Source organism: Pseudoalteromonas sp. MMG012, assembly GCF_018100875.1.
Lineage (GTDB): Bacteria > Pseudomonadota > Gammaproteobacteria > Enterobacterales > Alteromonadaceae > Pseudoalteromonas > Pseudoalteromonas aurantia.
In genome coordinates, this window is sequence record NZ_JAGJEF010000218.1 from 1 (window position 1) to 615 (window position 615).

At 35.4% G+C, this 615-nt stretch carries 1 protein-coding gene; it reads left to right on the plus strand.

Features of this window, described 5'->3' with window-relative positions; genetic code table 11:
* Positions 1 to 372, plus strand: a 372-nt coding sequence (locus J8L97_RS23120; RefSeq protein WP_211053074.1) for a hypothetical protein, incomplete at its 5' end; no start/stop codon positions are given.
* Between the last annotated feature and the right edge of the window lie 243 nt (positions 373 to 615).

Below are 615 nucleotides of genomic sequence, written 5' to 3' on the forward strand. Positions count from 1 at the left end.
ACTATTAAAAATGGGAGGATTACCTATGTACCTGAGTTTCAAGAATTTGAAGAGATGATATCGCTAAGCTTAAACTTTCCAAATGAGATAGAGACGGACCCAATTTATGAAATTTATATTCATATTGATGGTGTTTTTAGTTCTAAGGTTAACTTTATAAGTAAGTGGTTTTATCCTGAGCATTCAACTGCCGATATCTCAATTAAGGAAGTTGATATAGATAAAGTTGAAATCGATGTGAGTTATAGAGAAAGGTCAAAAAAGGGGGTCGCTTTTTGTGGGCCAAATCGAAAATTTACTTTAAGGGAGTTACTTAATATAACTGCGCCAGCTAGGTTGCCAGGTCCTCCCGCACCACCAGACTTCAATTAAAACGTAAAATAAAGTTGTTATAGAAAGGATATATTTAGGCTCAGTTGGCATTTTTTGGGCAGCGAAAAATATTGTTCGGGTTTATTGAATTATGTTAAAGGGTTTAATACGAAGAAAAGTCAAATAGTACTGGTAGATTTTTATTTCTGTTGTCGTTTACGTCACACACTGCATGGAGGTTTGAAGGTAATGTAAAAAGTATTGAAGCGGGAGAATTGCGCGGGCTACCGGTATTTCATAAAC